The organism is Nostoc sp. UIC 10630 (assembly GCF_010747425.1).
GTDB lineage: Bacteria > Cyanobacteriota > Cyanobacteriia > Cyanobacteriales > Nostocaceae > Nostoc.
Genome location: NZ_JAAGOG010000035.1, coordinates 40,954 through 51,487 on the forward strand (window position 1 = coordinate 40,954; position 10,534 = coordinate 51,487).

Genomic DNA, 10,534 nt, shown 5'->3' on the forward strand with positions numbered 1-10,534 from the left:
AATCGTGTCTATCTTGAAAACTGTAGTTTTTGTGTAATTAGACTAAACCTACAAGAGAAAATGTTTCAAAATGGACAACTCTTTCCCTGTTTGTAAGACAAATTATTTACACTCAGCAACAGTAAAAATTTTAGCCAAGCAAAAATATGTTAACCAAAAAACCAACTTTATCTCCCGATCGCTGCTTTTCTCCAGAACCAGTTCAAAGACGACTAGCCCATCAATTCTTTGACAGCATATCTGCATTACCTTTAGTCTGCCCACACGGCCACGTAGATCCAGCCCTGTTAGCTAATCCAGCAGCCCGTTTTGGTTCACCAACCGAATTATTTATTATCCCTGACCACTACATTTTGCGGATGCTTTATAGTCGGGGCGTTCCTCTGGAAGCTCTAGGGATACCTGCTCATGATGCACCAGCAGAAACTGACCACCGGAAAATCTGGCAATTGTTCGCCGAACATTTTTATTTATTCCAGGGTACTCCATCAGGGTTGTGGCTCAAAGACGAACTAACTAATGTCTTTGGGGTGGATGAAGCTTTAAATTCTCATAATGCTGGACGTATCTATGATTATCTGGAAAGTTTATTAGCCTTAGCTGAGTTTTCCCCTCGTGCTTTATTCAAACGCTTTAACATCGAAGTGCTTTGTACTACCGATGCAGCCAGTGATAACCTAGAGAATCAGCGATCGCTCCATGCAGAAGGTTTTACTCAAATCAGACCGACTTTTCGACCAGATGCAGTAGTTAACCTAGATGCTCCTGCTTGGCGAGAAAATCTCACCAAATTGGAAAGCAGTATCGGTAGAGAAATTAGTAGTTACGCTACTTTTGTGCAAGCTTTAGAAGAACGTCGGGCAATATTTAAAAAAATGGGTGCAACAGCTACCGATCAAGGTGCAGCTACGCCTTATACCACACGTCTTTCTGACCAAGAAGCAGAAGCTATCTTTGCTAGAGCATTAATCGGCAAACTGAATCTAGGCGATGTAGAGCAGTTTACCGGTCATATTTTTATGGAAATGGCTCGGATGAGTGTAGAAGATGGTTTGGTGATGCAAATGCATTGTGGTGTTATGCGTAACCATAACCCAGCTCTGTTTGAGAGATTTGGATCTGATAAAGGTGCCGATATTCCCCTCAATATAGAATGGACTCGAAATCTGCACCCATTGTTGTCAGCTTATGGGAACGATCAGCGCTTCCGTTTAATTATTTTTGGTATGGATGAAAGCACTTATAGCCGAGAGATGGCTCCTTTAGCTGGCCATTATCCTACTATATTGCTCGGGCCACCCTGGTGGTTTCACGACAGCGTAAATGGCATGGAACGCTACTTCAATCAGGTAATGGAAACTGCCGGAATTTATAATACTGCTGGGTTTAATGATGATACCCGCGCTTTTGTTTCTATTCCGGCTCGTCATAATGTTTGGCGGCGGGTAGCTTGTAATTGGTTAGCTGGATTAGTAACACGGGGATTGGTTGATGAAGAGGAAGGGTATGATATGGCCCGCGCTTTAGCTTACGACCTTGCTAAACGTGCTTACAAATTAGACTAATACAAATCAAGCTGCTAGAATTAGCCCTTTCAAGATGAATCGGAAAATAAGATTGTTTTTTCTCAGCGCTACGCCAGTTGCTACAAGTCGGGGAACCCGCCCAACGCACTGGCTTCTCTGTGTCTCTGCGGTTTAAAAGAAATTTATTTAACCACAGAGGTGCAGAGGACACAGAGTAAAGAGCTTAAACAGGAATTTATTAACTAAAATTTTTACCCACCTTCAAAGGACTAGTCCTAATATTGATTTCTTTAATTACGAATTACGAATTACGAATTACGAATTGAAATAAGATGTCAGATTTGATTTTAAATAAACTTTTTAGCCTAAAAGATCGAGTAGCAGTAGTCACAGGCGGTTCTGGTGTACTTGGTGGAGCAATGGCAAAGGGTTTAGCCCTTGCTGGAGCGCGGGTAGTCGTTCTAGGCCGCAATGAAGCACGGGCGAGTGCAGTAGTAAGTGATATTATTGCTAACGGTGGAGAAAGTATGGCTGTACTGGCAGATGTTAGCGATCGCTCCCAATTAGAAATCGCTAGGGAAGCTATTATACAGCGTTGGGATCAGATAGACATCTTGGTAAACATGGCCGGCGGTAATATTCCTGCTGCCACAATTACCCCTGATGCCACTATTTTTGATATGCCACATACAGCTTTTGAGGAAGTAGTTAGCCTCAACTTACTCGGTACTCTATTGCCTAGCCAAGTTTTTGGTCAAGCAATGGTTGAAAGAAATCAGCCATCTGGTTGTATTGTCAATATTTCTTCTATGTCTGCCATTCGGGTGATTAGTCGAGTGGTTGGCTACTCAGCCGCTAAAGCCGGGATAGATAACTTTACTCGTTGGTTAGCCGTCGAACTTGCCCAGAAGTATGGGGATGGAATGCGAGTAAATGCGATCGCGCCAGGTTTCTTTATTGGGGAACAAAATCGAGATTTACTCTTAAATGCAGACGGTAGTTTGACCGTGCGCGGGCAAAAAATTATCGAGCATACCCCAGCCGGACGCTTCGGAACACCGGACGAATTACTCAGTACTTTGATTTGGTTATGCAGTTCTGGTTCTAGTTTTGTGAATGGGGTAGTTATATCGGTAGACGGTGGGTTCAGTATCTACAGTGGAGTTTAATCATGTATTCACTAGCTGTAACTAACGGAACACTTTCCGACGAGCAAATTTCTGGGCTAGTTCATCAAGCTTTGGCAGATCGTCAATTAGATGGACAGCGTATTTTAGTATTAATTCCAGATAGTACCCGCACTGCTCCCATCCCGCAAATGTTTCGATTGCTGCATCAGGAGTTGGGTAAAAGAGTTCCAGCTCTAGATTTTTTGATCGCTCTGGGTACACATAATCCTATGAGTGAAGAACAGATTAATCACCTAGTGGGGGTGACATCAAAAGAGCGAGAGACAACCTTTAAAAAAGTTCGCATCTTTAACCACCTATGGAATGAGCCAGATACCTTTATTTCCTGTGGAGTAATTTCGGCAGATGAGATAGCAGAAATTAGCCGGGGAATGCTACATCAGTCCGTTGAAGTCAGGGTTAACAAGCTTGTAACACAGTACGATCTAATAATGATTTGCGGCCCTGTGTTTCCCCACGAAGTTGTCGGTTTTTCTGGTGGAAATAAATACTTTTTTCCCGGTATTGGTGGTCAGGAAGTAATTGATATATCCCACTGGTTAGGTGCTTTAATAACCAGTTACGAAATCATTGGTACATCGGGAATAACACCAGTTCGGCGCTTGATTAACCGAGCCGCTAACCTAATTTCTACACCGAAACTTTGCTTGGCGATGGTAGTTGCACCCAAAACAAATCAGCTAGCAGGACTTTACATAGATAAACCAGAGTCAGCCTGGGAAGCAGCCGCAAAATTATCCGACAAACTGCATATTACTTATGTAAATCAGCCTTTTAAACAAGTGCTTTCAGTAATGCCCGAAATGTATGATGACATTTGGACAGCCGCGAAAGGAATGTACAAGCTAGAGCCAGTAGTGGCTGACGGAGGCGAAGTAATTATATATGCTCCTCACATTACTGAGTTTAGCTACACACACGGTGAAATTCTGTCTCAAATTGGCTACCATGTACGGGATTATTTCCTCAAACAGTGGGATAAATTTCAAGTCTATCCCGGTGGAGTGCTGGCTCATAGTACTCACTTAAAAGGTATGGGTACATTTGATCCTATAGAAGGGGAACAAGCGCGGATTCGTGTCACTTTAGCCACTGGTATTTCTGCTGAACGCTGTGCTGCTCATAACTTAAACTATCGCGATCCAGCGACCATTAGACCTACAGAATGGGCTAACCGTGAGGATGAAGGTATCTTACTTGTGCCGAAAGCTGGCGAAATATTATACCGTCTAACCAGTGATAAGTAAGCCGTCAATTTAGAGATGGCATAGATTTGTACTAGTAGTCTGCCAACCCAAAATTGTTAGGTGAGGGCTGGGAAAAGGGGAAAGGTTAAAGGAGTAAACATCTTTTCCCTTTCCCCCTTGCCCTTTACCCCGCCAAGTTTCCTTGGCGAACTACTAGCTATTCATAACCCAATCCCCAAGGATAGCTAAAATCTTTAGGGAGACATGAACATTTAATTGTGCAGATATAGCAACTGCTGATGTTGAGCTTCAGGTATGATTGCCTATCAGACGTTCCAAGGATGAATTATCTAGAGTGTTCAATATCATAATTTTTTTGCTAAATTTATACAAAATATACAAATTATACCCTAATCAAACATTTGTTGAAACATGATCTTTAACAATAGGATGTTAAAGTAAACATTGTTAATAAAAATTCTTTTGAGTGGGTCAAATAAATAGTTAATATTGGCGATGCTGCCATGAAAGCTAGTGTCTTTAGAGGAACTCCAAAAAAGAAATTATCCAATTTTTTGAATCAAAACAACTTTTCCTCCCCCAGCTAATAGCTCCCCTGCCCTAAAAGCAATGGGATATTTTTTGGTTGGAAGTCCCTAATATCCTAGTTGCTGCAATCAAAGCTGCTCAGGAAGTAGACACTTTCAAAAGTAATAGCCCGTTCACCGTTTTTGTGCCTACTGAGGAGACATTTATTGAACTTCAATCAAGCACAATAGATGTATAGCTTAAGGACATTGCAAAGCTCAATAAAGCCTCATTTTTGAAACTGTGATGTATATAAATAATAAATTTCCTACTCATCCTTCATTTCTTCAAGGGCTGCGAGTACTCCTTGTAGATAATGATGTCAATTTTTGCAATTCTTTAACAGCGATGTTGCAATCCTATGGTGTGAAGGTGCAAGAGGCATTTTTAGTCCAGCAAGCTCTGGAAATATTTGTGCAATGGCAACCTGATATCCTCTTAAATGGTATTTCCTCGCCAAAGGAGGATAGCTATGCTCTGATTCGCCAAATAAGAACACTTACGGGAGAGCGAGGCAAAGCAGTGCCAGCCATCGCTCTGACAGGCGCTGTAACTGAAGATATGTATCAACGTTCTCTCTTAGCTGGGTTTAGTCTATGCGTTGCTAAACCTATAGTTATTGATGATTTTGTTGCTGTACTTGGCATTTTAGCAATTGCCAATAATCTTCATTTGCGCTAATGCTAACTAGCTCTAATTAATGTCTTAAATATAGTAGTCTAAATTTTGATAAGTAATGATATGGCAATACGGTTCGGATAAGCATTTTTAACTTTCCTTATGCTCTGGGGAAAGGGGAAGGGATATATTCAAAGCTTTCCCCTTCATTGTCAAATTTTTAACTTCCCTAAACTTTATGAATATAGTGTTTTCTCATAAATCATTTAGGATTGCTATACTAATGAACTTGATAAATGATAGGATTAATACAAAGAACTATAAAATGTGTGTTTCGTTTCAATCAGTTTTACTTTTTGATAGCAGAATTATTGGTATTACATTTATTCTAGTTTCATCCTTTTTGGCAGTGATTTATATCCAGGAAAATTAAAATTATTTATAGTTTATATTTGTTGAATATTCAGATAAACATTTTTTTGTTTTTCGTAAATAAAATTAGGGTGCTGTTAAGAAAGTAGCAAAGGTCAAAAAATATATTTTCTTCCTGCCTTCTACTTTTATTTGGTAAACCAACTTAAAATATAAACCTTAGTCGCCAAAGCATTGCGGTACTAAACTTCATCCTATGACATCCGATCAACCCTCTGAGCAACCTGTATCTGAATCTACCGCTAATGAAGCGTTCGACGTAGAGCAGCAAGATATTGCAAATGCTTTATTTCCCATCGTTGGCATTGCCGCCTCTGCGGGTGGATTAGAGGCATTTACGCAGGTACTTAAGCACTTGCTTACCGATACAGGGATGGCATTTGTGCTGATTCAACACTTAGACCCTAACCACAAGAGTCTGTTGAGCGAGATTCTAGGAAGAACAACTACAATGCCCGTCAATGAAGTGCGAGACGGCGTGACTGTGGAACCTAACCAGGTCTACATTATTCCGCCTAACACTAAGATGATGCTGTCTGGTGGGGTGTTGCAACTCATGCCGCGAGAGAAAGTTCATGGTAAATATATGCCTGCTGATGCGTTCTTTACTTCATTGGCAGCAGATCGAGGGCACAAAGCGATCGCAGTTGTTCTATCTGGAGCAGATGGAGACGGTTCACTAGGGCTGAAGGCAATCAAAGCAGCTGGAGGCGTGACTTTTGCTCAGTGTGAAGACACAGCAAAATTCGATAGTATGCCCAATACTGCTGTTGCCACCGGGAATGTGGATTTTGTGCTACCGCCGCAAAAAATCGCCGAGGAACTTGTAAACCTCAGTCGCAATCCTTTTATTTCTAACTCTTTGCCACCGATCGCAGTTGATAAATTGCCCGAACAGGGAGATGCCCTGGCGACTATATTTGTATTATTGCGATCGCAAACTGGCGTTGACTTCAGCCACTACAAGCCCAACACCCTTGATCGCCGAATCCAGCGGCGAATGCTGTTGTATAAACTAGAACGCTTGGAGGATTATGCCGAGTATTTGCAAAACAATCCCAGTGAAGTCAAGGCGCTCTATGAAGAAATTCTGATCCACGTCACCCATTTTTTCCGCGATCCCGAAGCATTTGAACTGTTGAAAGAGCGAGTCTTTCCTACCATCATCGAAAACAAATCAGCAGAGTTGCCGATTCGGATTTGGGTAGCTGGGTGTTCGACGGGCGAAGAAGTGTATTCCATCGCTATCTCCTTGCTGGAGTTTTTGTCAAATAAAGTAACCTCGCCGCCGATCCAAATTTTTGCCACAGACATCAGCGAGATCGCGATTGACAAAGCGAGAACGGGTATTTATGCAGAGAATCAAATGGTGGAAGTCTCACCAGAGAGCCGCCGCAGATTTTTTAATGCCCTTGAGGGCGGTGGATATCAAATTAGCAAAGCTGTCCGTGAACTGTGTGTGTTTGCCCGACAAGACTTGGGCAGCGATCCCCCTTTTTCTAACTTAGATTTAATTAGCTGCCGGAATGTACTGATTTACTTGGACGAAACGTTGCAAAAACGGATATTGCCCATCTTTCATTACAGTCTTAATCCGACTGGCTTCTTGCTGCTAGGGACTTCAGAAAGCACAGGTAAATATTCGGATTTGTTTATTCAGATTGACAAAAAGTATAAAATCTATACCAAAAAGCTAACTGCAATTCGTCCAACTTTTTCGTTCATTACTAGCAATTATCCGATAGTAAAAGTGGACGAATCAAAGCCGACCGATGAATTCTCATCGGATGAGTTTGATTTAGAGAAAAAAACTGACCAACTAATCTTGAATCACTATGCCCCAGTAGGTGTGGTGATTAATGACAAGATGGACGTGCTGCAATTTCGGGGAGAAATCGATCTCTACCTCAAACTTGTACCTGGGAAACCGAGTCTTAACTTATTCAAAATGGTGCGCGAGGGTTTGCTCATCGAGCTACGGGCGACAATTTATCAGGCACAACGGCAAAAAATTCTAGTTAGAAGAGAAGGGTTACGGATTGAAGAGGGCGGTCTTTCAAAAATCATCAATCTTGAGGTGATTCCATTCAAGCCTGGGACTGGCGAAGAACTCTACTTTCTGGTTTTATTTGAATCAGCCCCACTCACAATTAACAACCCCAGTACAGTAAATCCTGAGAGCGAAGAGCAGTCAGACTTAGCGCAGGAGATTGTTCAGCTAAGGCTTGAACTTGCAACCGCCATCAAAGAGCGGGCTGCAACTCAAGAATATCTACAAGCGGTGATCCAAGAGCAGGAGCATATCAATCAAGATTTGAAAGTTGCCAATGAAGAAATCCTGTCGAGTAATGAAGAGTTGCAAAGCACCAATGAGGAGCTAGAAACTGCCAAAGAAGAGATTCAGGCAACTAACGAAGAACTCAACACCACTAATGAAGAACTTCGTAGTCGAAATCTGGAATTACACCAAGTCAACAACGATCTCACGAATTTACTTGCCAGTATTAATATTCCCATTTTGATATTGACTTTGGACTTACGCATTCGACGTTTTACGCCAATGGCGCAGCGACTTTTCAATTTGATTCCCACCGATGCTGGACGACCTTTGAGCGACATCAGAGCAAATCTCGATGTTCCTGAGTTAGAAACTATAATTTTGGAGGTTCTTGACACACTCAGCATCAAAGAATTAGAAGTCCAAACTCTGGGGGGACATTGGTACAACCTCCGCATCCGTCCTTATCGCACTACAGAAAACAAGATTGACGGTGTAGTGTTGGTGTTAATAGATATTGATGTTCTCAAACGCAGTGCCGCAACCTTAGAACAAGCCCGGAATTACGCTGAAGCGATTGTGGAGACGGTACAAGTGCCGTTAATCGTGCTTGATTCTGATTTGCGGGTGAACAAAGCCAATCGCTCGTTTTATGAAACATTTCAGGTTTCACCATCAGAGACAGCCCAATCTCTGATTTTTGAACTAGGGAACGGTCAATGGAACCTGCCCGAACTGCGATCGCTCTTAGAAGACATCCTTGCCAACGATACCAGTATTCAAAACTTGGAGGTAGAGCATCGTTTTGAGCGGATTGGGCAGAAAACCATGCTGCTCAATGGTTGGAAAATTATTCAAGAGGGAGATGCCCACAGGATTTTGCTGACCATTGAAGATATCAGCGATCGCAAACAGTTAGAGTTAGAGCGATCCGAGCTTCTAGCACAAGAGCAGTCAGCCCGTCAACAGGCGGAAATTGCCAACCGAGCCAAAGATGAATTCCTGTCGAACCTCTCCCATGAACTTCGTAATCCGCTCAATACTATACTGGGCTGGGCGCAACTTTTCCGTACCCGCGATTTAGATTCTTCAGCAGTCACTCGTGCCTGGGAAGTGGTGGAGCGGAGTGCTAAGGTGCAAGCTCAGTTAATCGATGATATGCTGGATGTCTCACGGATTACGAGTGGCAAGCTTCATTTAAATACTCGTCTAATTGATCTAGTTTCAGTAGTGGATGCCGCCATTGAGTCTATCGAATTGTCCGCAGAGGCGAAAAGCATTCAAATTATTTCACAGTTGAACTCGGCGACAGTTATCGGAGATTTTGATCGCTTACAGCAAGTTCTGTGGAATTTACTTTCTAACGCGATTAAGTTTACTCCACCCGGTGGACGAGTGGGAATCATGCTCGAAGCTGTATATACTCATGCTGAAATTCGAGTCAGCGACACAGGAATTGGCATCCGGGCAGACTTGCTGCCTTATGTTTTCGATCGCTTCCGCCAAGGAGATTCCAGCAGCAGCAAAACCAGTCAGGGACTTGGATTAGGCTTGTCAATCGTCCGTCATCTTGTCGAACTTCACGGTGGAACAGTTCAAGCGCAAAGTCCAGGTGAGGGACAAGGAACCACGATTGTTGTCAGGCTGCCTCTGCGCTCAATGCCACCGGAGATTACACCGCCAAGTTATTTAGAGCCGATCGTTTTGTCAGAGACTCAGCACACATTAAATGGTAAAAATCCACCCTTGAGCCTTGAAGGATTATGCATCTTGGCTGTAGACGATCAAGCGGATAGCCGCGACTTAATCAAGTCGATGTTAGAAAATTTCGGGGCTGAAGTAGTGGTTGTGCCATCGGCAAGGGAAGCGATCGCTGCTTTAACTGAATCTCCTGGCAAATATGATGTGCTTCTAGCAGATATTGGAATGCCAGAGGAAGATGGTTTCTCCCTGATTCGTCAGGTAAGAGCGCTTGAAGCTGAAGCTGGGGGACAAATTCCAGCAGTAGCAATTACTGCCTATGCCACCGAACAAGAGCGGCAAAAGGCAATTGATGCTGGTTTCCAAATGCATCTAGCTAAACCGATTGACCTTACTCAATTAGTATTGATGATTGCAAATTTGACTGAACGAGGCACAGATAATTCGTAATTCGTAATTCGTAATTCGTAATTGAGGTACAGAGAAACTAATTTTAACGTGAGTTCGACGAATCTCTCCCTCCCAGCCTCCCTCTCCGAAACGGAAAGGGAGGAGTAGCGAAAAATTCAGCTTTTGCTCCCCTCTCCGTGTCGGCTACCGTGTATACACAAGTTGAGTTGGGAATCACATGGACACAAAATAACGGAAAATTATTTTTAAAATCCAAGATTATCCGTTAAACCTCTATCAATAAGCTGACACTATTGATAATTAGCTTGCTCAGTTCAAAACCTTGCCTACTAAGGCTTGTATCTTACCAGGCAAGGATTTTAGAACTTGTGTATACACAGTAGCTCCGTGTCGGAGAGGGGTTGGGGGAGAGGTCAAATAATACTTGTCGAACTCACGTTAATTTTAATTATGAAAAAGTAAAAAATGTGCGGTGTCCAGATCCTCGACTTTTCAAAGAAGTCGGGGATTTAATTTTTCACGAATGATTTAGAATTGCTTGGGTACAAGAAGCAGAAGGGAAAGACTCACTACAACTTCTCCTTTGCTCCCTGCCCCCTGCCC

General features: G+C 42.6%; 6 protein-coding genes. All 6 read left to right on the plus strand.

What is annotated here, in order from left to right; genetic code table 11:
- Nucleotides 1-146 precede the first annotated feature (146 nt).
- Nucleotides 147-1,565: a glucuronate isomerase gene (gene uxaC, locus G1O98_RS11545; protein WP_163928949.1), complete on the plus strand. Its 1,419-nt coding sequence runs from the start codon at nt 147-149 to the stop codon at nt 1,563-1,565.
- 293 nt (nt 1,566-1,858) lie between these two features.
- Nucleotides 1,859-2,695 (plus strand): SDR family oxidoreductase, encoded by an 837-nt coding sequence (locus G1O98_RS11550; protein ID WP_163928950.1) that lies wholly within the window; start codon nt 1,859-1,861, stop codon nt 2,693-2,695.
- 2 nt (nt 2,696-2,697) lie between these two features.
- A complete protein-coding gene (locus G1O98_RS11555; protein WP_163928951.1) occupies nt 2,698-3,963 on the plus strand; it encodes a lactate racemase domain-containing protein in 1,266 nt (421 codons plus the stop codon).
- Between the two features lie 586 nt (nt 3,964-4,549).
- The gene (locus tag G1O98_RS11560) at nt 4,550-4,690 is read left to right on the plus strand and encodes a fasciclin domain-containing protein (RefSeq protein WP_175586638.1); all 141 of its coding nucleotides are present in this window, start codon (nt 4,550-4,552) and stop codon (nt 4,688-4,690) included.
- A gap of 47 nt (nt 4,691-4,737) precedes the next feature.
- Nucleotides 4,738-5,172 (plus strand): response regulator, encoded by a 435-nt coding sequence (locus G1O98_RS11565; RefSeq protein WP_228057969.1) that lies wholly within the window; start codon nt 4,738-4,740, stop codon nt 5,170-5,172.
- A gap of 565 nt (nt 5,173-5,737) precedes the next feature.
- A complete protein-coding gene (locus G1O98_RS11570) occupies nt 5,738-9,970 on the plus strand; it encodes a chemotaxis protein CheB (RefSeq protein ID WP_163928952.1) in 4,233 nt (1,410 codons plus the stop codon).
- Nucleotides 9,971-10,534: the final 564 nt, after the last annotated feature.

What these genes read in the sequence shown, in the direction of transcription:
- uxaC (WP_163928949.1), top strand. Translation starts at nt 147, where the DNA reads ATGTTAACCAAAAAACCAACTTTATCTCCCGATCGCTGCTTTTCTCCA.
- G1O98_RS11550 (WP_163928950.1), top strand. Translation starts at nt 1,859, where the DNA reads ATGTCAGATTTGATTTTAAATAAACTTTTTAGCCTAAAAGATCGAGTA.
- G1O98_RS11555 (WP_163928951.1), top strand. Translation starts at nt 2,698, where the DNA reads ATGTATTCACTAGCTGTAACTAACGGAACACTTTCCGACGAGCAAATT.
- G1O98_RS11565 (WP_228057969.1), top strand. Translation starts at nt 4,738, where the DNA reads ATGTATATAAATAATAAATTTCCTACTCATCCTTCATTTCTTCAAGGG.
- G1O98_RS11570 (WP_163928952.1), top strand. Translation starts at nt 5,738, where the DNA reads ATGACATCCGATCAACCCTCTGAGCAACCTGTATCTGAATCTACCGCT.